The sequence below is a fragment of the Burkholderia sp. Ap-955 genome, from assembly GCF_011753045.1.
GTDB classification, from domain to species: domain Bacteria; phylum Pseudomonadota; class Gammaproteobacteria; order Burkholderiales; family Burkholderiaceae; genus Burkholderia; species Burkholderia lata_D.
In genome coordinates this window covers 33,259-58,879 of sequence record NZ_VWWH01000034.1, presented here as the reverse complement: position 1 = coordinate 58,879, position 25,621 = coordinate 33,259, and the positions used below count along the sequence as shown (strand labels likewise).

General features: G+C 65.5%; 23 protein-coding genes. 19 read left to right on the top strand and 4 right to left on the bottom strand.

Going from position 1 to position 25,621, the window contains the following annotated elements:
* Positions 1-8 precede the first annotated feature (8 nt).
* From dnaQ to F3J15_RS19310, 3 genes are read right to left on the bottom strand one after another with little or no spacing between them, the layout of a single operon-like run.
* Complete coding sequence (gene dnaQ / locus F3J15_RS19320) at positions 9-743, bottom strand: DNA polymerase III subunit epsilon (protein ID WP_166893480.1); 735 nt, start codon at positions 741-743, stop codon at positions 9-11.
* A 38-nt stretch (positions 744-781) separates the two neighbouring features.
* On the bottom strand, positions 782-1,225 hold the full coding sequence (gene rnhA, locus F3J15_RS19315) for a ribonuclease HI (protein ID WP_039347704.1): 444 nt from the start codon (positions 1,223-1,225) through the stop codon (positions 782-784).
* On the bottom strand, positions 1,222-2,034 hold the full coding sequence (locus tag F3J15_RS19310) for a class I SAM-dependent methyltransferase (protein WP_069247641.1): 813 nt from the start codon (positions 2,032-2,034) through the stop codon (positions 1,222-1,224). The genes rnhA and F3J15_RS19310 overlap by 4 nt, the downstream gene beginning before the upstream one ends.
* Before the next feature lie 18 nt (positions 2,035-2,052).
* Between F3J15_RS19310 and gloB the strand changes: the two genes are divergently transcribed.
* The 8 genes from gloB to F3J15_RS19265 all read left to right on the top strand — a co-directional run bounded on the left by gloB (position 2,053) and on the right by F3J15_RS19265 (position 12,525).
* A complete protein-coding gene (gene gloB, locus F3J15_RS19305) occupies positions 2,053-2,859 on the top strand; it encodes a hydroxyacylglutathione hydrolase (protein ID WP_089445330.1) in 807 nt (268 codons plus the stop codon).
* Between the two features lie 151 nt (positions 2,860-3,010).
* Positions 3,011-4,570 (top strand): transglycosylase SLT domain-containing protein, encoded by a 1,560-nt coding sequence (locus F3J15_RS19300; RefSeq protein WP_089445331.1) that lies wholly within the window; start codon positions 3,011-3,013, stop codon positions 4,568-4,570.
* A gap of 157 nt (positions 4,571-4,727) precedes the next feature.
* Positions 4,728-5,945: an MFS transporter gene (locus tag F3J15_RS19295; protein ID WP_166893478.1), complete on the top strand. Its 1,218-nt coding sequence runs from the start codon at positions 4,728-4,730 to the stop codon at positions 5,943-5,945.
* A 365-nt stretch (positions 5,946-6,310) separates the two neighbouring features.
* Positions 6,311-7,456 carry a glutamine-hydrolyzing carbamoyl-phosphate synthase small subunit gene (carA, locus tag F3J15_RS19285; RefSeq protein WP_166893476.1) on the top strand — a complete coding sequence of 382 codons (1,146 nt, stop codon included), beginning with the start codon at positions 6,311-6,313 and terminating at the stop codon, positions 7,454-7,456.
* Between the two features lie 37 nt (positions 7,457-7,493).
* Positions 7,494-8,153, top strand: a complete 660-nt coding sequence (gene leuE / locus F3J15_RS19280) for a leucine efflux protein LeuE (RefSeq protein WP_166893474.1) — start codon at positions 7,494-7,496, stop codon at positions 8,151-8,153.
* A 49-nt stretch (positions 8,154-8,202) separates the two neighbouring features.
* Positions 8,203-11,457, top strand: coding sequence for a carbamoyl-phosphate synthase large subunit (gene carB / locus F3J15_RS19275; RefSeq protein ID WP_166893472.1), 3,255 nt, complete (start codon positions 8,203-8,205; stop codon positions 11,455-11,457).
* 118 nt (positions 11,458-11,575) lie between these two features.
* Complete coding sequence (greA, locus tag F3J15_RS19270) at positions 11,576-12,052, top strand: transcription elongation factor GreA (protein ID WP_057927897.1); 477 nt, start codon at positions 11,576-11,578, stop codon at positions 12,050-12,052.
* A 14-nt stretch (positions 12,053-12,066) separates the two neighbouring features.
* A complete protein-coding gene (locus F3J15_RS19265) occupies positions 12,067-12,525 on the top strand; it encodes a DUF4149 domain-containing protein (protein WP_006497614.1) in 459 nt (152 codons plus the stop codon).
* A 78-nt stretch (positions 12,526-12,603) separates the two neighbouring features.
* Here the strand turns inward: F3J15_RS19265 and F3J15_RS19260 are convergent, their stop codons facing one another.
* Complete coding sequence (locus F3J15_RS19260; protein WP_089445335.1) at positions 12,604-13,131, bottom strand: YhbY family RNA-binding protein; 528 nt, start codon at positions 13,129-13,131, stop codon at positions 12,604-12,606.
* 193 nt (positions 13,132-13,324) lie between these two features.
* Here F3J15_RS19260 and F3J15_RS19255 point away from each other — a divergent pair, with 193 nt between their 5' ends.
* From F3J15_RS19255 to phoR, 11 genes are all read left to right on the top strand, one after another.
* The gene (locus F3J15_RS19255; RefSeq protein ID WP_046545366.1) at positions 13,325-13,987 is read left to right on the top strand and encodes an RlmE family RNA methyltransferase; all 663 of its coding nucleotides are present in this window, start codon (positions 13,325-13,327) and stop codon (positions 13,985-13,987) included.
* Between the two features lie 166 nt (positions 13,988-14,153).
* Positions 14,154-16,052, top strand: a complete 1,899-nt coding sequence (gene ftsH, locus F3J15_RS19250; RefSeq protein WP_069247647.1) for an ATP-dependent zinc metalloprotease FtsH — start codon at positions 14,154-14,156, stop codon at positions 16,050-16,052.
* A gap of 28 nt (positions 16,053-16,080) precedes the next feature.
* Positions 16,081-17,022, top strand: a complete 942-nt coding sequence (gene folP / locus F3J15_RS19245) for a dihydropteroate synthase (protein ID WP_345891543.1) — start codon at positions 16,081-16,083, stop codon at positions 17,020-17,022.
* Between the two features lie 28 nt (positions 17,023-17,050).
* Entirely contained in the window at positions 17,051-18,406 is a 1,356-nt protein-coding gene (gene glmM, locus F3J15_RS19240; RefSeq protein ID WP_166893467.1) for a phosphoglucosamine mutase, read from the top strand.
* Positions 18,407-18,858: 452 nt separating this feature from the next.
* On the top strand, positions 18,859-19,893 hold the full coding sequence (pstS, locus tag F3J15_RS19235; protein WP_069247650.1) for a phosphate ABC transporter substrate-binding protein PstS: 1,035 nt from the start codon (positions 18,859-18,861) through the stop codon (positions 19,891-19,893).
* Positions 19,894-19,987: 94 nt separating this feature from the next.
* Positions 19,988-20,974 (top strand): phosphate ABC transporter permease PstC, encoded by a 987-nt coding sequence (pstC, locus tag F3J15_RS19230; protein ID WP_089445338.1) that lies wholly within the window; start codon positions 19,988-19,990, stop codon positions 20,972-20,974.
* On the top strand, positions 20,971-21,864 hold the full coding sequence (pstA, locus tag F3J15_RS19225; protein WP_069247652.1) for a phosphate ABC transporter permease PstA: 894 nt from the start codon (positions 20,971-20,973) through the stop codon (positions 21,862-21,864). Before pstC ends, pstA begins: the two co-directional genes overlap by 4 nt.
* Positions 21,865-21,879: 15 nt before the next feature.
* Positions 21,880-22,728, top strand: coding sequence for a phosphate ABC transporter ATP-binding protein PstB (gene pstB / locus F3J15_RS19220; RefSeq protein WP_069247653.1), 849 nt, complete (start codon positions 21,880-21,882; stop codon positions 22,726-22,728).
* An 18-nt stretch (positions 22,729-22,746) separates the two neighbouring features.
* On the top strand, positions 22,747-23,451 hold the full coding sequence (phoU, locus tag F3J15_RS19215) for a phosphate signaling complex protein PhoU (protein ID WP_069247654.1): 705 nt from the start codon (positions 22,747-22,749) through the stop codon (positions 23,449-23,451).
* Positions 23,452-23,480: 29 nt separating this feature from the next.
* Positions 23,481-24,182, top strand: coding sequence for a phosphate regulon transcriptional regulator PhoB (gene phoB, locus F3J15_RS19210; RefSeq protein ID WP_027787869.1), 702 nt, complete (start codon positions 23,481-23,483; stop codon positions 24,180-24,182).
* 57 nt (positions 24,183-24,239) lie between these two features.
* Positions 24,240-25,559, top strand: a complete 1,320-nt coding sequence (gene phoR, locus F3J15_RS19205; RefSeq protein ID WP_069247655.1) for a phosphate regulon sensor histidine kinase PhoR — start codon at positions 24,240-24,242, stop codon at positions 25,557-25,559.
* The last annotated feature ends 62 nt before the right edge of the window (positions 25,560-25,621 follow it).

Below are 25,621 nucleotides of genomic sequence, written 5' to 3'. Positions count from 1 at the left end.
CGCCTGCCTCAAGCCGTTTCGGCGGCGCCTGCGTCGGCGGACGTGCGCCACACGCAGGTACCCTTGACCGATTTGTCGAGCTCGTCGAGCTGCGCCTGGTGCGCGGCGAGTTCGTCGTCGCTTGCGGCCACCACGGCCAGGTCGAGCGCGGCGAGCGACACGCGCTGGCCGTTGGCGGCACCGCCGTCGGTGCCCGCATCGTCGAGCATGTCGATCACGAGGCTGTCCTGGCCGCGCGTCATGGCCAGATACACCTCGGCGAGCAGCTCCGAGTCGAGCAGTGCGCCGTGCAGCGTACGGTGCGCGTTGCTGATGCCGAAGCGGTCGCACAGCGCGTCGAGCGAGTTGCGCTTGCCCGGGAACATCTGCTTGGCCTGCACCAGCGTGTCGATCACGCCGCCGCAATGCTCGGTGAACGGCGGCAGGCCGAGCCGCGCGAATTCCGCATCGAGGAAGCCAAGGTCGAACGGCGCGTTGTGGATGATCAGCTCGGCATCCTTCACGAAGTCGAGGATCTGGTGGGCGACTTCCGCGAATTTCGGCTTGTCGCTCAGGAATTCGGTCGTGAGGCCGTGCACCGCCAGTGCGCCCGGATCGCTGTCGCGCTCCGGGTTCACGTAGAAGTGCAGGTTGTTGCCGGTGAGCCGCCGGTTCAGCAGCTCGACGCAGCCGATTTCGATGAGGCGGTCGCCCGTGCGGGCGTTCAGGCCGGTGGTTTCGGTATCGAGAATGATCTGGCGCATGTCGGGAAAAACAAAGGAAACAGGGGAGTGGCCCGCGTTCAGGCCGTGAGCGATTCGACGCCGCGATTTGCGAGCGCGTCCGCGCGCTCGTTTTCGGGATGGCCCGCGTGGCCCTTGACCCAGCGCCACTCGACCTCGTGCTGCGCGACGAGCGCGTCGAGCCGCTTCCACAGGTCGGCGTTCTTCACGGGCGTCTTTGCCGCGGTGACCCAGCCTTTCTTCTTCCAGCCGTGGATCCACTCGCTGATGCCTTTCTGCACGTATTGCGAGTCGGTATGCACGATCACCTGGCACGGCCGCTTCAGCGCTTCGAGCGCGGCGATCACGCCCATCAGCTCCATGCGGTTGTTGGTCGTGTTGGGCTCGCCGCCGAACAGCTCCTTCTCCTTGTCGCCGTAGCGCATCAGTGCGCCCCAGCCGCCGGGGCCGGGGTTGCCCTTGCAGGCGCCGTCGGTATAGATGTCGATGGTATCGGTAGTCATGAATGTTCTTGATGGGTGGTCGGGGAGGCCGCCGGCGTCAGGCCCGGTGCGAGCACGGGCTTCTTCATCCGGATCTGGCCGACGAGGCGCATGCCGCGCACGCGCTTGACGGCCGTCACCATGTAGACGGCGCCGAAGATCGGCCACCAGCGGTCGCCAGCGGCTTCCATGAAGCCGTAGCGGGCCAGCCACTGGTCGGTGGCGAGCGGCGGCCGGTAGCAGCCGAAGCGGCCGCGTTCGAGGTCGAAGCCGAGCAGCTTGATCCAGTCCTTGAGCCGGATGAACGCGATCTGGTCGCGCGTGGCCGGCACGAACGGGCGGTTCGCCATGCGCCCGAACGATTGGCGCATGCCCCACAGGCTGAGCGAATTGAAGCCGGTGATCACGAGCTGGCCTTCCGGCATCAGCACGCGCTCGGCCTCGCGCAGCAGCCGGTGCGGATCGGACGTGAATTCGAGCGTGTGCGGCATCACGATCAGGTCGACGCTCTGCGACTCGAACGGCAGGTCGAGCAGGTCGCACCAGGTCGTGCTGCGGCCGTCGGGCGCGTGCTCGGGCGCATGCGCTTCGCGCGCCCACGGATACTGGTACGGCGCGCTCGCGCCGCTCGCCGGATCGAGCACGAGGCCGCGATACGGCATGCGGTTCTCGCGCAGCGCGTCGAGCTGCGGCAGGCCGAGCTGCAGCGCGTGGAACCCGAAGACGTCGGACACGATCCGGTCGAGCTGCGCCTGCTCCCAGCCCAGCACGTAGCGGCCGGGTGGTGAGTCGGTCCAGGCGGGCCAGTCTATAATTTGACGATCGGACATAACGATGATTGGGCGCCCATGAACGAGCTGGAATACGTGCCGGTTCCGGCATTCGATGACAACTATATCTGGCTCGTCTCGGACGGCCGCGATGCGGTCGCCGTCGACCCGGGTGAAGCCGCGCCGGTGCGCCGGGTTCTTGCCGAACGAGGCTGGCGGTTGACCGCTATTTTACTCACGCACCATCACGCCGACCATGTCGGCGGTGTCGCGGCCCTGCGCGATAGCCAACCGGACGATGTTCCGCTCGTCGTTTACGGCCCCGCGGCCGAGGCGATCGGCGTGGTCACGCGGCCGCTTTCGGGCGGCGCGCGCGTGACGCTCGACGCGCCGGCCGCCACGTTCGACGTGCTCGACGTGCCGGGCCATACGCGCGGCCACATCGCCTATTTCCAGGCGGCCGGGCCGGGCAACGCGGCGCCGCACGTGTTCTGCGGCGACACGCTGTTCTCGTGCGGTTGCGGGCGCCTGTTCGAAGGCACGCCCGCGCAGATGCTCGCGTCGCTCGACGCGCTCGCGGCGTTGCCGGGCGACACCCACGTGCATTGCGCACACGAATACACGCTGTCGAACATCCGCTTCGCGCTCGCGTGCGAACCCGGCAATGCGGCGCTCGCCACGTGGCGCGACGACGCACAGGCGCTGCGCGCGCGCGGCGTGCCGACACTGCCCACTACGATCGCGCATGAACGCGCCGTCAACCCGTTCATGCGTGCGGACAGCGATGCGATCCGCGCGACGCTCGAGGCCGAACTGCACGAAACGGTGCCGGATCGTCTGACAGCGTTCACGCTGATGCGCGAGTGGAAAAACCGGTTCCGATGATGATTTCCGGAGGACTCCAAAGCTCAAGCAGTGTCTGTAAAAATTGCTCCAAATGTAGGATTTCGCTGAGTTTTCGGTGTTTTTATTGACGTGAAGCACGCACTTCCGTAGTATCGCCTGCAATTTCCAGCCGTCGGAAGCAGAGATTTTCATGCGACTTATATTGAGTGCGATGGTGGTTCTGCTGCTCGCCGCTTGTGCGAGCCAGGCCCCTGTCGCCAACAACGCCGCCGATTCGCAGGCGACGTCCACCTACCTCCGTAAATCAGCCACCGCCAAAGAAACTGTCGACGTCGACAAGCAATCCGTCGGCGACCTGACCAGTGCAGACTCCGATCTCTGGGGTCGCATCCGCCGCGGTTTCCAGATGCCGGACCTGCAGACCGACCTCGTCGACATGCAGACCACGTGGTACACGCAGCGCCCGGACTACGTGCAGCGCATGACCGAGCGCTCGCAGAAGTACCTGTACCACATCGTCGAGGAACTCGAGGCGCGTCACATGCCGACCGAGCTCGCGCTGCTGCCGTTCATCGAGTCTGCGTACAACCCGCAGGCGCTGTCGGTCGCGAAGGCGGCCGGCATGTGGCAGTTCATGCCCGGCACGGGCCGCACGTACAACCTGAAGCGCAACATGTGGCAGGACGAGCGCCGCGACGTGCTCGCGTCGACGAGCGCCGCGCTCGACTACCTGTCGCGCCTGCATGACATGTTCGGCGACTGGTATCTCGCGCTGGCCGCGTACAACTGGGGCGAGGGCAACGTGCAGCGCGCGATCGCGCGCAACCAGGCGGCCGGCCTGCCGACCGACTACCTGAACCTGCGGATGCCGAACGAGACGCGCAACTACGTGCCGAAGCTGCAGGCGGTGAAGAACATCATCGCGAATCCGCAGCAGTACGGCCTCGCGCTGCCGGACATCCCGAACCACCCGTATTTCGTGACGGTCACGACGTCGCGCGACATCGACGTGGCGGTGGCCGCGAAGCTCGCGAACCTGTCGCTCGACGAATTCCGCTCGCTGAACCCGTCGTTCTCGAAGCCGGTGATTCTCGGCGCGACCGAACCGCAGATCCTGCTGCCGTTCGACAACGCGTCGGCGTTCGAGAAGAACCTGAAGGCGTACAACGGCCAGCTGTCGTCGTGGACCACCTATACGGTCAGCGAACGGGCGCGGCCGGCCGCGATCGCCGAGAAGATCGGCGTGGACGCCGATACGCTGATGTCGATCAACAAGATTCCGGCCGGCATGCGCCTGAAGCCGGGCTCGACGATCGTCGTGCCGCGCGGCGATGACGACGACGAGGACATCAGCGCCGACGTCGCCGAAAACGGCGCGCTCGCGATGGAACCCGACGTACCCGACACGCGCAAGATGCTGATCCGCGTACGCCGCAAGCAGTCGATGGCGGCGATCGCCGGCCGCTACGGCGTGTCGGTCGGCCAGCTCAAGGCGTGGAACCGTACGCACCGCGATCTCGCGATGCCGGGCCAGGCGCTCGTGCTGCACGTGCCGGTCGGCCGTTCGGTGCCGGCGGAACCCGGTCCGGAGCGGATCGCGACGTCGGCCGGCGGGGCGCACATCGAGCGCGCGAGCCTGGCGGTGGGCGGCAAGTCGCACGGCGCGAAGCGCGGCGCGGCGAAGCCGGCCGCCAAATCGGCGAAGGCGGCACCGGCCAAGGCCGCTGCGCACAAGGGCAAGAAGAAGTAACGCAGTCGCGAGCGCATCGTGCGGCCGGCCCGGTTCGCGCGGTTGCGGTATCATCCGACGAAATGCAAGGAAACGCCGTCACCGAGGTGACGGCGTTTTTGTTTGTGCGCGGCGCGGGGGCGCTGCTTCGAAGGCCTTCATATAACAAGGAGAGGTGATGTCGTCGGTGCAGGTGAGGGTGCTCGCGCTGTTTTCGGTCGGGTATTTCGTGTCGTACGTGTTTCGCGGTGTCAATCTGGGTTTCGCGCCGTTCGTCACGCACGAGCTCGGGTTGTCGGCCGCCGATCTCGGCCTGCTCACCAGTCTCTATTTCCTCGGCTTCGCGGGCGCGCAGATCCCGGCCGGCGTGATGCTCGACCACTTCGGCCCGCGCCGCGTGACGGCCGGCATGCTGCTGTTCGCGGCCGCCGGCGCGGCCGTGTTCGGCGCCGCGCACAGCCTCGGCACGATGATGGTCGGCCGGCTGCTGATCGGCGTCGGCGTCTCGGTGTGCCTCGGCGCGGCGTTCAAGGCGCTCGCGCAGCATTTCCCGGTCGGCCGGCTGCCGCTCGTCAACGGCCTCGTGATGGCCGTGGGCGGGCTCGGCGGCGTGATGGTCGGCTCGCCGCTCACCTGGCTGCTCGGCTGGACGAGCTGGCGCGCGATCTGTTTCGGCCTCGCGGTGCTGACGGTGATCGTCGCGGCGTCGATCGGGCTGGGCGCACCGGAGGCGCGGCAGGTGCGCCACCAGGGTGGGCTCGTCAGCCAGTTCAAGGGCACGTGGCACATCCTGAGCAGCCGTGCGTTCTGGAAGATCTCGTCGTTTTCCGTCGTCACGCAGGGCGTGTTCTATGCGATGCAGTCGCTGTGGGTCGGGCCGTACCTGCGCGATGTCGCGGGGTTCGATGCGTCGCATGCCGCGCGCCTCGTGTCGGTGCTCGGCTTCGCGATGATGGCCGGCTGTGTCGGCTTCGGCGCCGCGGCGCGGGTGCTCGAGCGGCGCGGCGTGTCCGTGTACGCGTTCTGCGGCGTGGGCATGGCGCTGTTCGTCGCGACGCAGGCCGCGATCATCGCGCGCGTGCCGTTGCCGCCGGCCGTGCTGTGGGCCGCCTACGGGATGTTCGGCGGCGTCGGCATCCTGACCTACGCGGTGATGGCCGGGCATTTTCCCGCTTACCTGATCGGCCGCGCGAACACGACGCTCACGCTCGTGATCTTCGTGCTGATCTTTGCGTTCCAGATCGGTGTCGGCGCGGTGCTGTCGCACTGGCCGGCGGTCGACGGCCGCTACCCGGCGGCCGCGCACTTCACCGCTTGGGGCGTGCTGCTCGCGCTGCAGCTCGCGAGCGCGGTCTGGTACGTCTGGCCCGCGCGCGGCGCTGGTCAAGCGCACTGATCCGGCGGTACGCTGGCGGGTAGGGCGGCCGCGTAAACGGGGCCGCAGCGCGTTGTGCCGCGTCGCCGGACGTGGCGCGCGCACGATCGGACGGCCATATCGATTGAAGATAGGGCCATTTTCAGGCTATAATTTGAAAGTTTGTGCTGATCAACCTCGCACCCTAGCGCCTACCTCATTCATCCCGTTCATCCGCCGCACACCGCCTGCCGGGCGATGCCGCGAAGCCTCGTGCGCCACGCGCCGGGTTCGCGTCTCGACAATGCAGGCCGCGTCCAGCAAGCGACCACGCGCGCCCACGCAGCGCGGCGCTTGCGCGGCAGGGTAAACAGGTCGGCAGCAGGGTGTTCCCCAAGGAGCCTCCCGTGTTGCCGTCTTTTACTCCCGCCTTGCTTGCACTCGCCGACGGCACGGTCTTTCGTGGTTATTCGATCGGGGCCGAAGGCCACACGATCGGCGAAGTCGTGTTCAATACCGCGATCACCGGCTATCAGGAAATCCTGACTGATCCGAGCTACTCGCGCCAGATCGTCACGCTCACCTATCCGCATATCGGCAACGTCGGCGTCAACGCCGAAGACGTCGAAGCCACGAAAGTCCATGCCGCCGGCCTGATCATCCGTGATCTGCCCTCGCTCGCATCGAACTTCCGCATGGACCGCACGCTCGGCGATTACCTGCACGACGAAGGCGTCGTCGCGATCGCCGGCATCGACACCCGCAAGCTAACCCGCATCCTGCGCGACAAGGGCGCGCAGAACGGCTGCATCCTGACGGGCTCGGACGACGAAGCGAAGGCGATCGAGCTCGCGCGCTCGTTCCCGGGTCTCGCGGGCATGGATCTCGCGAAGGTCGTGTCGACCACGAAGCCGTTCGAATGGAAGCAGACCGAATGGCGCCTCGAAGGCGGCTACGGCATGCAGGAAGCGCCGAAGTACCGCGTCGTCGCGTACGATTTCGGCGTCAAGTACAACATCCTGCGCATGCTCGCGGAGCGCGGCTGCCACGTGACGGTGCTGCCGGCACAGGCGAGCGCGGAAGATGCGCTCGCGCTGAATCCGGACGGCGTGTTCCTGTCGAACGGCCCCGGCGATCCGGAACCGTGCGACTACGCGATCGCGGCCACGAAGCAGTTCATCGAGCGCGGCGTGCCGACCTTCGGCATCTGCCTGGGTCACCAGATCATGGGCCTCGCGGTCGGCGCGAAGACGCTGAAGATGAAGACGGGCCACCACGGCGCGAACCACCCGGTGAAGGATCTCGGCGACGGTCGCGTGGTGATCACGTCGCAGAACCACGGCTTCGCGGTCGACGCGGATTCGCTGCCGGCCAACGCGCGCGTGACGCACGTGTCGCTGTTCGACGGCACGCTGCAGGGCTTCGAGCTGACCGACAAGCCGGCATTCTGCTTCCAGGGCCACCCGGAAGCGTCGCCCGGCCCGCACGACATCGGCTACCTGTTCGACCGTTTCACCGCGCTGATGGACGCGGCGAAGCAGCGCAACGCCTAACGTCAACGACGCAACCGAAGGACGGGAGATTCGCATCATGTTCGGCCACGCACTCGGCATCACGGATATCTGGACCTACGTGTTCGGCGTGATCTTCATCATCCTGCTGCCGGGGCCGAACTCGATGTACGTGCTGTCGCTCGCGGCGCAGCGCGGCGTGAAGGCCGGCTATCGCGCGGCGTGCGGTGTGTTCGTCGGCGACACGGTGCTGATGGTGCTGTCCGCCGCCGGCGTCGCGTCGCTGCTGAAGGCGAACCCGCTGCTGTTCTCCGTCGTCAAGTACGGCGGCGCCGCGTATCTGCTTTACATCGGCACCGGCATGCTGCGCAGCGCGTGGCGGAAGCTGCGCGCACCGGCCCATGCGCCGGCCGATGCGCCGCCCGCGGTCGACGGCGAGCGGCCGTTCCGCAAGGCGCTGATCGTGAGCCTGCTGAATCCGAAGGCGATCCTGTTCTTCATCTCGTTCTTCATCCAGTTCGTCGACCCGGCATTCCCGCATCCCGCGCTGTCGTTCGTCGTGCTCGGGGCGATCGCGCAATGCGCGAGCTTCATGTACCTGAGCACGCTGATCTTCGCCGGTGCGCGGCTTGCCGAGCACTTCCGCCGCCGCCGCAAGCTTGCAGCAGGCGCGGCGAGCAGCGTGGGCGGCCTGTTCATCGGATTCTCGGTGAAGCTCGCGCTCGCCACGATGAGCTGAGCGCAGCCGGCCGACCCACGACAACGATTACTTATTGAATTCACAAGCCATGCCAAAACGCACAGACATCAAGAGCATCCTCATCATCGGCGCCGGCCCGATCATCATCGGCCAGGCGTGCGAGTTCGACTATTCGGGCGCGCAGGCTTGCAAGGCGTTGCGTGAGGAGGGCTACAAGGTCGTTCTCGTCAACAGCAACCCGGCGACGATCATGACCGACCCGAACACGGCCGACGTGACCTACATCGAGCCGATCACGTGGGAAGTCGTCGCGCGCATCATCGAGAAGGAGCGCCCGGACGCGATCCTGCCGACGATGGGCGGCCAGACCGCGCTGAACTGCGCGCTCGACCTGCACCACCACGGCGTGCTCGAGAAGTTCGGCGTCGAGCTGATCGGCGCGTCGCCGGAAGCGATCGACAAGGCGGAAGACCGCCAGAAGTTCAAGGAAGCGATGACCAAGATCGGTCTCGGTTCCGCGAAGTCGGGCATCGCGCACTCGATGGAAGAAGCGACCCAGGTGCACGCCGAGATCATGGCGCTCACCGGCGGCAGCGGCTACCCGGTCGTGATCCGTCCGTCGTTCACGCTCGGCGGTTCGGGCGGCGGCATTGCCTACAACCGCGAAGAGTTCGAAGAGATCTGCAAGCGCGGCCTGGATCTCTCGCCCACGCGCGAGCTGCTGATCGAAGAATCGCTGCTCGGCTGGAAGGAATACGAGATGGAAGTCGTGCGCGACCGCGCCGACAACTGCATCATCGTCTGCTCGATCGAGAACCTCGACCCGATGGGCGTACACACCGGCGACTCGATCACGGTCGCGCCGGCGCAGACGCTCACCGACAAGGAATACCAGATCCTGCGTAACGCATCGCTCGCGGTGCTGCGCGAGATCGGCGTCGACACGGGCGGCTCGAACGTGCAGTTCTCGATCAACCCGCGGGACGGCCGCATGGTCGTCATCGAAATGAACCCGCGCGTGTCGCGTTCGTCGGCGCTCGCATCGAAGGCGACGGGCTTCCCGATCGCGAAGGTCGCGGCGAAGCTGGCGGTCGGCTACACGCTCGACGAGCTGAAGAACGAAATCACCGGCGGCCAGACCCCGGCGTCGTTCGAGCCGACGATCGACTACGTCGTCACGAAGATCCCGCGCTTCGCGTTCGAGAAATTCCGCGAAGCCGATTCGCGCCTGACCACGCAGATGAAGTCGGTCGGCGAAGTAATGGCGATCGGCCGCACGTTCCAGGAATCGTTCCAGAAGGCGCTGCGCGGCCTCGAAGTGGGCGTCGACGGTCTCGACGAGAAGTCGACCAACCGCGACGAGATCGCGATCGAGATCCACGAGCCGGGCCCGGACCGCATCTGGTACGTCGGCGATGCGTTCCGTATCGGCATGACGGCCCAGGAAATCTTCGCGGAAACCGCGATCGACCCGTGGTTCCTCGAGCAGATCGAGCAGATCATCCTGAAGGAAAAGGCGCTCGGCGGCCGCACGCTCGCATCGCTGTCGTTCGACGAACTGCGCTACCTGAAGCAGAGCGGCTTCTCCGACCGCCGCCTCGCGAAGCTGCTCGGCGCGACGCCGGAAGACGTCCGCAAGCGCCGCATCGAACTCAACGTGCGCCCGGTCTACAAGCGCGTCGACACCTGCGCGGCCGAGTTCGCGACGAAAACGGCCTACATGTACTCGACCTATGAGGAAGAGTGCGAGGCGCAGCCGACCACCAACAAGAAGATCATGGTGCTGGGCGGCGGCCCGAACCGGATCGGCCAGGGCATCGAGTTCGACTACTGCTGCGTGCACGCGGCGCTCGCGATGCGCGAGGACGGCTACGAAACGATCATGGTCAACTGCAACCCCGAAACGGTGTCGACCGACTATGACACGTCCGACCGCCTGTACTTCGAGCCGCTGACGCTCGAGGACGTGCTCGAAATCGTCGACAAGGAAAAGCCGGTCGGCGTGATCGTCCAGTACGGCGGCCAGACGCCGCTGAAGCTCGCGCTCGACCTCGAAGCGCACGGTGTGCCGATCGTCGGCACGTCGCCGGACATGATCGATGCGGCCGAAGACCGCGAACGCTTCCAGAAGCTGCTGCAGGACCTCGGCCTGCGCCAGCCGCCGAACCGCACCGCGCGCGCCGAAGAAGAAGCGCTCGCGCTGGCCGACGAGATCGGCTATCCGCTGGTCGTGCGCCCGTCGTACGTGCTGGGCGGCCGCGCGATGGAAATCGTCCACGAGCCGCGTGACCTCGAGCGCTACATGCGCGAGGCCGTGAAGGTGTCGAACGATTCGCCGGTGCTGCTCGACCGCTTCCTGAACGACGCGATCGAGTGCGACGTCGACTGCATCTGCGACGGCGAAGCCGTGTTCATCGGCGGCGTGATGGAGCACATCGAGCAGGCGGGCGTCCACTCGGGCGACTCGGCATGCTCGCTGCCGCCGTACTCGCTGTCGAAGGAAACCGTTGCCGAACTGAAGCGCCAGACGGGCGCGATGGCGAAGGCGCTGAACGTGGTCGGCCTGATGAACGTGCAGTTCGCGATCCAGCAGGTGCCGCAGGCGGACGGTTCGAAGCAGGACATCATCTACGTGCTGGAAGTGAACCCGCGCGCATCGCGCACGGTGCCGTACGTGTCGAAGGCGACCAGCCTGCCGCTCGCGAAGATCGCGGCGCGTGCGATGGTCGGCCAGAAGCTCGCGCAGCAGGGCGTGACGAAGGAAGTCGAGCCGCCGTACTTCAGCGTGAAGGAAGCGGTGTTCCCGTTCGTCAAGTTCCCGACCGTCGATCCGGTCCTCGGGCCTGAAATGCGTTCGACCGGCGAAGTGATGGGTGTCGGCCAGACGTTCGGCGAAGCGCTGTTCAAGTCGCAGCTCGCGGCCGGTTCGCGCCTGCCTGAGTCGGGCACGGTGCTGCTGACCGTGATGGACGCCGACAAGCCGAAGGCGGTCGAAGTCGCGCGCATGCTGCACGACCTCGGCTACCCGATCGTCGCGACGAAGGGCACGGCTGCCGCGATCGAAGCGGCCGGCGTGCCGGTGAAGGTCGTGAACAAGGTGAAGGACGGCCGTCCGCACATCGTCGACATGATCAAGAACGGCGAGATCGCACTCGTGTTCACGACGGTCGACGAAACGCGCCAGGCGATCGCCGATTCGCGTTCGATCCGCATGAGCGCGCAGGCGCACAAGGTCACGTACTACACGACGATGTCGGGCGCGCGCGCGGCGGTTGAAGGCCTGCGCTACCTGAAGGATCTGGAAGTCTATGATTTACAAGGTCTTCACGCTCGCCTAAACTAAGCAGTCAGTTACCTGTCGAAGCAACACGTGCCGCGATTAGGCGGTGTTTCCAGTGCATCGGAAACGCGCTTAATCGCGGTGATTTTTTTTAAAGCCGTTTTTAGCGATTGAGCCGTTTATGAGCACCATTCCGTTGACAAAGCGTGGCGCGGAACTCCTGCGCGATGAATTGCAGCGCCTCAAGTCCGTCGAGCGGCCGGCCGTGATCAACGCGATCGCGGAGGCCCGCGCACAGGGCGACCTGTCCGAAAACGCCGAATACGATGCCGCGAAGGAAAAGCAGGGCTTCATCGAGGGTCGTATCGCGGAACTCGAATCGAAGCTGTCGGCCGCGCAGGTCATCGATCCCACCGTGCTCGATGCCGAAGGCCGTGTGGTTTTCGCATCGACCGTCGAACTCGAGGATCTCGAGTCGGGCGACACCGTCAAGTACCAGATCGTCGGTGACGACGAAGCCGATATCGACCACGGCCTGATCTCGGTCAGCTCGCCGATCGCGCGCGCACTGATCGGCAAGTCCGAAGGTGACGTCGCGGCCGTGCAGGCGCCGAGCGGCGTGCGCGAGTACGAAATCATCTCGGTCAGCTACATCTGAAGCGGGGCGACGTGATGCCGCATCGCGTGTTCCGTCTGCTGTCGGCCGTGTGGGTCGGCAGCCTGCTGACGATCGGGTATGCGGTCGCGCCCGTGCTGTTCAAGACGCTGGAGCGGATGACGGCCGGTTCGGTCGCCGCCCAGCTGTTCCGCATCGAGGCGATCCTCGGTGTCGTGTGCGGCGTGCTGCTGCTCGCCTTGTCGAACCAGCAGGTGCGGCGCGGCAGCAGCGAATATCGCCGCGTGCGCTGGATCGTCGCCGCGATGGTCGTGTGTGTGCTGGTCGGGTATTTCGCGCTGCAGCCGTTCATGAATGCGCTGCGGGTGGCCGCGATGGACGCGGGCACCGATATCGCGAACTCGCCGTATGCGAGCCGCTTCGGGATGTTGCACGGCGTCTCGAGCGTGTTCTACCTCGTCGAGAGCGTGCTGGGGCTGATGCTGATCTGGCGTCTGCCGGCGCGCGACGCCTGACGCGAATGCCGCGCAGGCCCGGTCAATGCCGGGCCCGCGGGCAGGGCGGCGGCACGGTGAGCCGTGCCGCCCCGATGCTTACTTGTCCTGGAACGGACGCTTCGTGCTGGCCTGGCGCTTCTTGGCGCGCTTCACGTTACCGCCTGCCGTCACGCGCTCGTTGCCGCGCACTGTGACCTTGACCGGCCGCGGGCGACGCACGGGGCTCGCGTTCGGCGACACCTTGACGACCTTGACGGTGCGCGGTGCACGGCCTTTCTTGTCGTCGACGGCTTCGGCCGCGCTCGGCAGCGTGCCGGCACGACGGCCGCGGGACGGGGCCGCTGCGGCGGCTTCGGGCTTCCAGATCACCAGCAGCTTGCCGATGTGCTGGATCGGCGCCGCGCTCAGGCGGTCGCAGATCTCGTCGTAGATCGCGATGCGCTCGTCGCGCTCGTCGCCGAACACGCGGATCTTGATCAGCTGGTGCGCATCGAGGTGCACCTTGATTTCCTTCAGTACGGCGTCGGTGAGCCCTTCGGCGCCGATCAGCACGACGGGCTTGAGCGCATGGGCCTGGGAGCGCAGCGCGGAGCGCTCGGCGGGAGAAAGCGAAAGGGCGGGCATGGAAATGTCGAAATCTAAATAAGGGCGCGCTGACTGAATAGCGATCGCGGGAAGTTACCGCGTCAGCCGTGCGCCGAAACCACGTAAAATCGCGGCTTGGGCCTGAAAAGGGGCCGCAGCCGCGCGAAGAAGACGCGTATTATCCGCTAAAAGCGCGGCTTCACGAAGCAATGGGCAGCAATCTCTCTCTCGAATGGCAAAAAACCGCTTCAACCAGCACTGGCTGCACGACCACATCAACGACCCCTACGTCAAAATGGCGCAGCGGGAGGGCTATCGCGCGCGCGCCGCGTACAAGCTGAAGGAAATCGACGAGCAGGACAAGCTGATCCGTCCGGGCCAGGTGATCGTCGACCTCGGCGCGACGCCGGGCAGCTGGAGCCAGTATGCCCGCAACAAGCTCGCGCAGGGCAAGAAGCGTGACGCGGAACGCGAAGGCGGCATCGACGGCACGATCGTTGCGCTCGACATCCTGCCGATGGAGCCGATCGCCGACGTCCACTTCCTGCAGGGCGACTTCCGCGAGGACGAAGTCCTTCACCAGCTCGAAGAAGTGCTTGAAGGGCGCGCGGTGGACCTTGTTATTTCCGACATGGCCCCCAACCTCTCTGGCGTGGCCTCGGCAGACGCGGCGCGCATCGAGCATCTGTGCGATCTGGCGCTCGAATTTGCGCAGAATCATCTGAAGCCGGATGGTGCGCTGCTCGTGAAATGCTTTCACGGCAGCGGCTACAGCCAGATCGTCGAGAAATTCAAACAGCAGTTTAAGACCGTCGCGCCGCGCAAGCCGAAGGCGTCCCGCGACAAATCGTCCGAAACGTTCATTTTGGGTCGGCATCTGAAACGCCCGCGCTGAGGCGCAGCGAGGTGCCGCAAACGGGCTCCGGCCCTTGCCAGACAAGCGAAGCGCTATCGCGGCGGTTGTCAATGCTTATGGCGAGGGTGGTCGGACTGGATTAGAATGACCGAGGGGCGCCGCAAGGAAAATGTAGGCGCTCGTCTACGAGTGAAGGAGTGGTGCTTTGAACAACAATATGTTTTCGAAGGCAGCGGTGTGGCTGGTGATCGCACTGGTGCTGTTTACGGTGTTCAAGCAGTTCGACAAGCCCCGCGTCCAGGAAGGCGTGTCCTATTCGCAGTTCATGGACGACGCCAAGAACGGCAAGGTCAAGAACGTCATCGTTCAGGGGCGTAACCTCACCGTCACTCCGGCTGATGGCCAGAAATACCAGATCGTGTCGCCCGGCGACATCTGGATGGTTGGCGATCTGATGAAGTACGGCGTGCAGGTCAGCGGCAAGGCCGACGATGAGCCGAATGCGCTGATGTCCGCGCTGTACTACCTCGGGCCGACGATCCTGATCATCGTGTTCTGGTTCTACATGATGAGGCAGATGCAGGGAGGCGGCAAAGGCGGCGCATTCTCGTTCGGGAAATCGCGCGCGCGGCTGATCGACGAGAACAACAACGCGGTGAACTTCTCCGACGTCGCGGGCTGCGACGAAGCGAAGGAAGAAGTGTCCGAGCTCGTCGACTTCCTGCGCGATCCGCAGAAATTCCAGAAGCTGGGCGGTCGCATTCCGCGCGGCGTGCTGCTCGTCGGCCCCCCGGGTACCGGCAAGACGCTGCTGGCTCGCGCGATCGCGGGTGAAGCGAAGGTGCCGTTCTTCAGCATCTCGGGTTCGGACTTCGTCGAAATGTTCGTCGGCGTCGGCGCGGCTCGTGTGCGCGACATGTTCGAGCAGGCGAAGAAGCATGCACCGTGTATCGTGTTCATCGACGAAATTGACGCGGTCGGCCGTCATCGCGGCGCCGGCATGGGCGGCGGTAACGACGAACGCGAACAGACGCTGAACCAGATGCTCGTCGAGATGGACGGCTTCGAGGCGAACTCGGGCGTGATCGTGATCGCCGCAACCAACCGTTCCGACGTGCTCGACAAGGCGCTGCTGCGTCCGGGCCGTTTCGACCGCCAGGTCTACGTCGGTCTGCCGGACATCCGCGGCCGCGAGCAGATCATGCGCGTGCACCTGCGCAAGGTACCGATCGCGAACGACGTCGATGCGGCAGTCATCGCACGCGGCACGCCGGGCTTCTCGGGCGCCGATCTTGCGAACCTCGTGAACGAGGCGGCGCTGTTCGCTGCACGTCGCGGCAAGCGCATCGTCGAGATGCAGGATTTCGAAGACGCGAAGGACAAGATCTTCATGGGTCCGGAGCGCAAGTCGGCCGTGATCCGCGAAGAAGCGAAGCGTGCGACCGCTTATCACGAGTCGGGCCACGCGGTGATCGCGAAGCTGCTGCCGAAGGCGGACCCCGTGCACAAGGTCACGATCATCCCGCGCGGTCGCGCGCTGGGTGTCACGTGGCAGCTGCCGGAGCATGACAACGAAACGTACTCGAAGGACTACCTGATGGACCGCCTTGCGATCCTGTTCGGTGGCCGGGTGGCGGAAGAGCTGTTCATGAACCTGGTCAGCACCGGCGCATCGGACGACTTCAACAAGGCAACGCAGACGGCACGCGCGATGGTGGCCCGTTTCGGCATGACCGACGCGCTCGGGCCGATGGTCTACGTCGACGACGAAAACGATGCATCGCCGTTCGGCCGCGGCTTCACGCGCACGATCTCGGAAGCGACGCAGCAGAAGGTCGATTCGGAAATCCGCCGCGTGCTCGACGAACAGTACGGCCTTGCGCGCCGCCTGCTCGAAGAGAACCGCGACAAGGTCGAAGCGATGACCGCCGCGCTGATGGAGTGGGAGACGATCGATGCCGATCAGATCAACGACATCATGGAAGGCCGTCCGCCGCGCTCCCCGAAGAGCTCGCCGGCTGTCGGCGGCGATTCGTCGGGTGGTGGCAGCAGCGCCGAGGTGAAGCCCGGCAACGCGCCGGCGCCGGCTTCGCCGGCGGCATAATCTCCGCTTTAGCGCCGTTCACGGGCTGGTGTGGCTTCACACCGGCCCGTTTTGCATTCATTCACGCCAGTTGCTCGTGTCCGATTCCGCTGTTTCCCCATTCATTCCCGCGCCACTCCAGTGCGGCCGCTTCGAACTGACGTTCGAACGCCCGCTCGTGATGGGCATCCTCAACGCCACGCCTGATTCGTTCTCCGACGGCGGCCGCTTCCTCGCGCGCGACGATGCGCTGCGTCAGGCCGAGCGGATGATTGTCGAAGGCGTCGACCTTCTCGATATCGGCGGCGAATCGACGCGCCCCGGCGCGCCGCCCGTGCCGCTCGACGAGGAACTCGCACGCGTGATCCCGCTCGTCGAAGCGCTGCGGCCGTTGAACGTGCCGCTGTCGATCGATACCTACAAGCCGGCCGTGATGCGTGCGGCGCTGGCGGCAGGCGCCGACCTGATCAACGACATCTGGGGGTTCCGCCAGCCGGGCGCGATCGACGCGGTGCGCGACGGCAACTGCGGGCTGTGTGCGATGCACATGCTTGGTGAGCCGCAGACGATGCAGGTCGGCGAACCCGATTACGGCGACATCGTGGCCGACGTGCGCGATTTTCTCGCCGAGCGCGCGCAGGCGCTGCGCGATGCGGGGATTGTGCCGGAGCGGATCTGCGTCGATCCCGGTTTCGGATTCGGCAAGGCGGTTGTCGACGACAACTATGCATTGCTGGCTGCGTTGCCGGACACGGCACCCGCGCGGCCCGACGGCCGCGCGTATCCGATACTCGCGGGCATGTCGCGCAAGTCGATGCTCGGCGCGGTGATCGGCGGCAAGCCGCCGATGGAGCGCGTCGCGGCGAGCGTGGCGGCCGCAGTGTGCGCGGTCGAGCGCGGGGCGGCGATCGTGCGCGTGCACGACGTCGCGGCGACGGTCGACGCGCTGAAAATCTGGGTTGCCGTGCGCGAAGCCGCGCGGCAACGATAAGTCAGAAGACGAAGGAGGAAGATTCACCATGGGACGTCGATATTTCGGCACGGACGGCATTCGCGGCACGGTGGGTGAGGCACCCATCACGCCGGATTTCGTGTTGCGTCTCGGCTACGCAGCCGGCAAGGTACTGGCCAGCTCGGCCGATGTTGCGGCAGGCTCGCGCCCGACCGTGCTGATCGGCAAGGACACGCGCGTGTCGGGCTACATGCTCGAAGCCGCGCTCGAGGCCGGATTCTCGGCGGCGGGCGTCGACGTGATGCTGGCCGGCCCGATGCCGACGCCGGGTGTCGCGTACCTGACGCGTGCGCTGCGCCTGTCGGCGGGCGTCGTGATCAGCGCATCGCACAACCCGTATCACGACAACGGGATCAAGTTCTTCTCCGCCGACGGCAACAAGCTGCCGGACGACACCGAAGCCGCGATCGAAGCGTGGCTCGACAAGCCGCTCGAGTGCGCGTCGTCGGACGGCCTCGGCAAGGCGCGCCGCCTCGACGACGCGGCCGGCCGCTACATCGAGTTCTGCAAGAGCACGTTCCCGGCCGCGTTCAACCTGCGCGGGCTGAAGCTCGTGATCGACTGCGCGCACGGCGCCGCGTACCAGATCGCGCCGCATGTGTTCCACGAACTCGGCGCGGACGTGATCCCGATCGGTGTCGCGCCGAACGGCTTCAACATCAACGATGGCGTCGGGGCGACCGCGCCGGACGCGCTGGTGCGCGCGGTGCGCGCGAACCACGCCGATCTCGGCATCGCGCTCGACGGCGATGCCGACCGGCTGCAAGTGGTCGACGCGACCGGTCGCCTGTACAACGGTGACGAGCTGCTCTACGTGCTCGTGAAGGACCGGGTCGCGACCGACGGCAAGGTCGAAGGCGCGGTGGGCACGCTGATGACGAACCTCGCGGTCGAAGTCGCGCTGCAGCGCGAGGGCGTGAAGTTCGTCCGCGCGGCGGTCGGCGATCGCTACGTGCTCGAGCAGTTGCGCGAGCACGGCTGGCAGCTCGGCGCGGAAGGCTCGGGCCATATCCTGTCGCTCGACCGCCACTCGACCGGCGACGGCATCGTGTCGGCGCTGCTCGTGCTGGCCGCGCTGAAGCGCAGCGGCAAGACCCTCGCGCAGATGCTCGACGGCGTCACGCTGTTCCCGCAGAAGCTGATCAACGTGCGGATGAAGCCGGGCGCCGACTGGAAGGGCAGCACGTCGATTCGCGCCGCGATCGACGCAGCCGAAGCCGCGCTCGCCGGCAGCGGCCGCGTGCTGATCCGCGCATCGGGCACGGAGCCCGTGCTGCGCGTGATGGTCGAAGCGCAGCAGGCGGCCGACGCGGTCCGCCATGCGGAGACGATCGCCGACGCGGTGCGCGCGGCGACGACCTGACGCGCGGGCCCGGCGCGTCAGGTCAAACACCTGCGCGCCGGTGTTCCGGCGAACCCGCACACGGCGCCTTCGGGGCGCCGTGATTTCGTCAGACGCAAAGGTTTGCGATACCTATAAAGAAGGGCGCGTCGCCACCGCAATCCGGGGGCGAAAAATCGTCCGACCCCTGATATCGGCCCTCCACGACCAGGGGCTTTCCATGGCGCAGACACCGCGCTACGATCCGCTCGCACCCATGTGAAACGGGTCGTCATCCCGTCCCTTCCACGCAGGCAATTCTTGCCGCCACCGCCGTTCCGGCGCCGTCCGGGCGCCGCGCACACCGCACCCGATACTCCCTTTCAACCAGTCATGTTACTGTCACGCCAGTTTCATCGATTGTCACATTACCGTCATGAGGAGCCCCTAACCTTCGCGGTGCCGTAGTCATCCGCTCACACACTGGAGGTCTCATGAAATTGATGCAAACCGCGATTGCCGGCCTGGCTGGCGCGCTTTTCGCCGTCGCCGCTCACGCTGCCGACATCACGGGCGCAGGCAGCACGTTCGCGATGCCGATCTATACGAAATGGGCTGCTGACTACCAGCAGACCGGCGGCGCGAAGGTCAACTACCAAGGCATCGGCTCGTCGGGCGGCCTGAAGCAGATCGTCGCGAAGACGGTCGATTTTGCCGGTTCGGACGCACCGCTGAAGGATGACGAGCTCGCGAAGGAAGGCCTGTTCCAGTTCCCGACGGTGGTCGGCGGCGTGGTGCCGGTCGTCAACGTGCCGGGCGTGAAGCCGGGTGAACTGACGCTGTCGGGCCCGGTGCTCGGCGACATCTACCTCGGCAAGATCAAGAAGTGGAACGACCCGGCGATCGCCGCGCTGAACCCGAAGGTCAAGCTGCCGGACACGGACATCGCCGTGGTTCGCCGTGCTGACGGCTCGGGCACGAGTTTCATCTGGACGAACTACCTGTCGAAGGTCAACGACGAGTGGAAGTCGAAGGTCGGCGAAGGCACGACGGTCAACTGGCCGACGGGCACGGGCGGCAAGGGCAACGACGGCGTCGCAGCGTTCGTGCAGCGCCTGCCGGGCGCAGTCGGCTACGTCGAATGGGCGTATGCGAAGAAGAACAACATGGTCTACACGGCCCTGAAGAACTCGACGGGCACGGTGGTCGAGCCGAAGACGGAAACGTTCAAGGCCGCTGCTGCCGGCGCGAACTGGTCGAAGTCGTTCTACCAGATCCTGACGAACCAGCCGGGCAAGGAAGCATGGCCGGTCGTCGGCGCGACGTTCGTGCTGCTGCACGCGAAGCAGGACAAGCCGGAGCAGGGCGTCGAAACGCTGAAGTTCTTCAGCTGGGCGTTCAAGAACGGCGAGAAGGCTGCCGACAGCCTCGACTACATCTCGCTGCCGCCGGCAGTCGAAGCGGAAATCCGCAAGCAGTGGAAGATCAAGGTGACGGACGCTTCGGGCAAGCCGGTCGCCGCCGAGTAAGCATTGCAGCGGTTCGCTGCCCGGCCGTGCCGGTCGGGCAGTGTGTGCGGTAAAGCCGGGCGTTACGGCGCCCGGCAATCAAAAGCAGGCACCCATGTCTGATATTTCCTATACGTCCTCACGGTCCGCCGACGTTGCGCAGCAACGCGCGCCGAGCCGCCTCGGGGATGTCGTATTCGGCGGTCTTGCACGGCTTGCCGCCATCGTGACCCTGCTGCTGCTCGGCGGGATCATCGTTTCCCTGATCATCGCGTCGATGCCGACCATCCAGAAGTTCGGCCTCGGCTTCCTGTTGCAATCCGAGTGGGATCCCAACTCGGACATCTACGGCGCGCTCGTGCCGATCTACGGCACGATCGTGACGTCGATCATCGCGCTCGTCATCGCCGTGCCGGTCAGCTTCGGCATCGCGCTGTTCCTCACCGAGCTGTCGCCCGTCTGGCTGCGCCGCCCGCTCGGCATCGCGATCGAGCTGCTCGCCGCGATTCCGTCGATCGTCTACGGCATGTGGGGCCTGCTCGTGTTCGCGCCGATCTTCGCGGAATATTTCCAGAAGCCGATCGGCCGCCTGTTCAAGGACGTGTGGATTCTCGGCCCGCTGACCGCCGGCCCGCCGATCGGTATCGGCATCCTGGCAGCCGGCGTGATCCTCGCGATCATGATCATCCCGTACATCGCATCGGTGATGCGTGACGTGTTCGAAGTCACGCCCGTGCTGCTGAAGGAATCGGCGTACGGCATCGGCTGCACGACCTGGGAAGTGATGTGGAAGGTCGTGCTGCCCTATACGAAGACCGGCGTGATCGGCGGCGTGATGCTCGGCCTCGGTCGCGCGCTCGGCGAGACGATGGCCGTGACCTTCGTGATCGGCAACACGAACCTGCTCGACAGCGTGTCGCTGTTCGCGCCGGGCAACAGCATCACGTCGGCGCTCGCGAACGAGTTCGCGGAAGCGCAGCCGGGCCTGCATACGTCCGCGCTGATGGAACTGGGCCTGATCCTGTTCGTGATCACGTTCGTCGTGCTGACCATCTCCAAACTGCTGCTGCTTCGTCTCGAGAAGGGAGAGGGCAAGAAATGAGCGAGCCCATCATGAATTTCCCGGGGCCGGATGGCGCCGTGCTCGACGCGATGCGCAACCGCTTGCAGCGCAAGCGCAAGGCCGTCAACGCGATCGCGCTGACCGCGTCGCTCGCCGCGATGGCCTTCGGCCTGCTGTGGCTCGTGTGGATTCTCTACACGACGGTGCATCTCGGCGTCGGTGGCCTGTCGCTGCAGCTGTTCACGGAATCGACGCCGGCCCCGAACACGGAAGGCGGCGGTCTCGCGAACGCGATCGTCGGCAGCCTGCTGCTGTGCGGCTTCGGCACGCTGGTCGGCACGCCGATTGGTATCCTCGCGGGCGTCTATCTCGCCGAATACGGCCAGAAGAACCTGTTGGCGAGCACGATCCGCTTCATCAACGACATCCTGCTGTCCGCGCCGTCGATCGTGATCGGCTTGTTCGTGTACGCGATCGTCGTCGCGAAGTCGGGGCGCTTCTCGGGCTGGGCCGGCGTGATCGCGCTCGCGCTGCTGCAGATTCCGATCGTGATCCGCACGACCGAGAACATGCTGAAGCTCGTGCCGAACGCGCTGCGCGAAGCAGCCTTCGCGCTCGGCACGCCGAAGTGGCGCATGGTGCTGAAGATTACGCTGCGCGCGTCGGTCGGCGGGATCATCACGGGTGTGCTGCTTGCCGTCGCGCGGATCGCCGGCGAAACGGCGCCGCTGCTGTTCACCGCGCTGTCGAACCAGTTCTTCTCGTGGGACATGAGCCAGCCGATGGCGAACCTGCCCGTCACGATCTACAAGTTCGCGATGAGCCCGTTCGCGGAATGGCAGTCGCTCGCATGGGCGGGCGTGTTCCTGATTACGCTCGGGGTGCTCGGACTCAACATCCTGGCGCGCTCGATCTTCTCGAAAAAGTAACGGCGGAGCAATCCGATGAATATGGCAGAAAGCCACCTGAATCCTGTCGAGCGCACTGCAGCGCCGGCCGGCACGCAAGATGCGGCGCACGGCCGTCCGCTCGAGCCGCTGAACGCGAAGATCGAGGTCAACAACCTCAACTTCTTCTACAACAAGTTTCACGCGCTGAAGAACATCAACCTGAGCATTCCCGAAGGGAAGGTGACGGCGTTCATCGGCCCGTCGGGCTGCGGCAAGTCGACGCTGCTGCGCACGTTCAACAAGATGTTCGCGCTCTATCCGGAGCAGCGCGCCGAAGGCGAAATCCTGATGGACGGCGAGAACCTGCTGACGACGAAGCGCGACATCTCGCTGCTGCGCGCGCGGATCGGCATGGTGTTCCAGAAGCCGACGCCGTTCCCGATGTCGATCTACGACAACATCGCGTTCGGCGTGAAGATGTTCGAAAAGCTCACGCGCTCGGAAATGGACGACCGCGTCGAGTGGGCGCTGACGAAGGCCGCGCTGTGGAACGAAGTGAAGGACAAGCTGAACCAGAGCGGCTACGGTCTCTCGGGCGGCCAGCAGCAGCGTCTGTGCATTGCGCGCGGCATCGCGATCCGTCCGGAAGTGCTGCTGCTCGACGAACCGTGCTCGGCGCTCGACCCGATCTCGACGGGCCGCATCGAAGAGCTGATCGCGGAGCTGAAGAGCGACTACACGGTCGTGATCGTCACGCACAACATGCAGCAGGCCGCACGCTGCTCGGATTTCACGGCCTACATGTACCTGGGCGAGCTGATCGAATTCGGCGAGACCGAAAAGATCTTCATCAAGCCGGTGCGCAAGGAAACGGAAGACTACATCACCGGCCGCTTCGGCTGATGACGGAGAACAACAGCCATGTCGGATAAACATCTGTCGAGCCAGTTCGACGCCGATCTCAACGCGGTGTCGTCGAAAGTGCTGGAAATGGGCGGGCTCGTCGAGTCGCAGATCGTCGGCGCGATGCACGCATTGAACGAATTCGATCGCGATGCGGCCGAGAAGGTGATCGCGAACGAAGAAGTCCTGAACACGATGGAAGTCGACATCGACCAGGAGTGCGGCAACATCATTGCGCGGAGGCAGCCTGCCGCGCGTGACCTGCGCCTTTTGATGTCGATTTCGAAAACGATTACGAACCTCGAGCGCGCCGGCGACGAGGCCGAGAAGATCGCGAAGCGCGTGCGCCGCCTGGTCGACGAGCCGGCCGCGCGTGCGGTCAACATCGCCGAGATCAAGGTGTCGGGCGAGATGGCCGTGACGATCCTGCGCCGCGCGCTCGACGCATTCGCGCGCCTCGATACGGTGGCCGCCGCGCAGATCGTCAAGGACGACAAGGAAATCGACATGGAATTCCGCGCGTTCGTGCGCAAGCTCGTGTCGTACATGCAGGAAGATCCGCGCACGATCTCGGTCGGCCTCGACTACCTGTTCATCGCGAAGGCGATCGAGCGGATCGGCGACCACGCGAAGAACATCGCCGAATTCATCATCTACATCGTGAAGGGCACCGACGTGCGGCACCAGCCGCGCGACACGCTCGATCGCGAAGCCAACAGTTAATCGACTCCATAGGAAGAACAGAGGTGCCGATGCCCAGCAACATTCTCGTCGTTGAAGATGAGCCCGCGATTTCCGAACTGATCTCGGTGAATCTCCAGCACGCCGGTCACTGCCCGATTCGGGCGTACAACGCCGAACAGGCGCAGAACCTGATCAGCGACGTGCTGCCCGATCTCGTGCTGCTCGACTGGATGCTGCCGGGCAAGTCCGGTATTGCGTTCGCGCGCGACCTGCGCAACAACGAACGGACCAAGCACATCCCGATCATCATGCTCACCGCCCGCGGCGACGAGCAGGACAAGGTGCTCGGCCTCGAAATCGGCGCGGACGACTACGTGACGAAGCCGTTCTCGCCGAAGGAACTGATGGCGCGGATCAAGGCCGTGCTGCGCCGCCGCGCGCCGCAGCTGACCGAGGACGTCGTGTCGATCAACGGGCTGCGCCTCGACCCGGCCACGCATCGCGTCGCCGCGCATGCGGAAGGCAGCGAGATCAAGCTCGATCTCGGCCCGACCGAGTTCCGCCTGCTGCATTTCTTCATGACGCATCCGGAGCGCGTGCACAGCCGCACGCAACTGCTCGACCAGGTGTGGGGCGACCACGTGTTCGTCGAGGAGCGCACCGTCGACGTGCACATCAAACGATTGCGCGCGGCCTTGAAACCGGCCGGCTGCGATGCGATGATCGAAACCGTGCGCGGCAGCGGCTACCGGCTCGCCAAGCACGCGTAACGTATCCACGCATGCCGTGTGCCACGGCATGCCGTTCATTCTTTCGGGCGCTGAATCATGAACATCATCTGGGCGCGCTTTCTGGTGTCGCTCGTGCTGCTCGTGCTGATCGGCGTATTGGTCGGCGTTTTCGCCGGCCCGACCGCGGGCCTCGTGTTCGTGGTCGTGATGCTGATCGCGCAGGGCTTTTTCAGCACCTTTCATACGCAGCGTCTGTGGCGGCTGCTCGATGCGCCGGTCTATGGCGAGGTGCCGAGCGCGCCGGGCATCTGGGGCGAGATCTACTATCGTCTGCACAAGCTCGCGAAGCAGTGGCATGCGCAGGTGCGTCAGGTCGAGCAGCAGCATTCGCGCTTCATCCAGGCGATCCAGGCGTCGCCGAACGGCGTCGCGATGCTCGACGATCACGACCAGATCGAGTGGTGCAACGCGATCGCCGAGGTTCATTTCGGCCTCGACGCGAAGCGCGACCTGCGCCAGCACATCACCAACCTGGTACGCCATCCCGAGTTCGTCCGCTATCTGAACGCGCAACATTACGACGAGACGCTCGTGATGCGCGGCATGGGCGATTCGCGGCAGAACGTGCTGGAAGTGCAGGTGTTTCCGTACGGCGAGAACCGCAAGCTGCTGCTCACGCAGGACATCACCGAGCTCGAGCGGACCGATGCGATGCGGCGCGACTTCGTCGCGAACGTGTCGCACGAGTTGAAGACGCCGCTCACCGTGCTGTCGGGTTTCCTCGAGACGATGCGTGAGCTGCCGCTGAACGAGGAAGACCGCGCGCGCTATCTCGACATGATGGAGCAGCAGGCCTCGCGGATGCGGCACATCGTCACCGACCTGCTGGTGCTCGCGAAGCTGGAAGGCGAAAGCAAGCCGCCGCTCGATCGCGCGATCGACATGCGTGCCGTGTTCGACCATCTGAAGGAGGACGCGCAGACGCTGTCGAACGGGCATCACGACATCGCGTTCGCGATCGACGAGACGCTCGGCGTCACCGGCGCGCAGACGGAGCTGTTCAGCGCGTTCGCGAATCTCGTCACGAATGCGATCCGCTATACGCCGGAAGGCGGCAAGATCGTCGTGACGTGGCGGCGCGAAGGTGCACAGGGTGTGTTTTCCGTCACAGACAGCGGCTTCGGTATTCCGGCCGCCGACCTGCCGCGGCTCACCGAGCGCTTCTACCGCGTCGACCGCAGCCGTTCGCGCGACACCGGCGGCACGGGGCTCGGCCTTGCGATCGTCAAGCACGTGCTGCAGCGGCACGACGCGCACCTGTACGTGCAGAGCGAGGAAGGGCGCGGCAGCACGTTCACCGCACGCTTCCCGGGCGCGCGCATCATCGCGATCCGGCCGGCCGCTTACGAGGCATGATCGCGTAACGGCATCCGTCGCTCTTTGGCGAGCGGCGGCATGCCGGGTTCGCAACAAAAAAC